Annotated in this window: 1 protein-coding gene; it reads right to left on the reverse strand. The window is 76.3% G+C overall.

Features of this window, described 5'->3' with window-relative positions; all coding sequences use genetic code 11:
• Positions 1–249 (reverse strand): MBL fold metallo-hydrolase (locus G3I65_RS03055; protein WP_160694521.1); only part of this gene is annotated, 249 nt, incomplete at both ends.

A 249-nucleotide genomic window follows, 5' to 3' on the forward strand; every position in this document is an offset into this window, starting at 1 on the left:
CCCACGGCGATCGCGCCGACCGCCCGGCCGTCGAAGACCGAAGCGAGCCCGCCGATGTGGTCGGCGTGCAGGTGGCTCAGCACCAGCAGCGGGATCCGGTCGACTGCCAGCCGGTGCAGGCAGTCGTCGACCGGCCCCGGTTCGGGCCCGGTGTCGACGACGACGGCCCGCCCGGGCTCGGCGGTCGCCAGCACCACCGCGTCACCCTGGCCGACGTCGCACTCGACCACCGCCCAGTTCCGCGGCGGC

This window comes from Amycolatopsis sp. SID8362 (assembly GCF_010550475.1).
Lineage (GTDB): Bacteria > Actinomycetota > Actinomycetes > Mycobacteriales > Pseudonocardiaceae > Amycolatopsis > Amycolatopsis eburnea.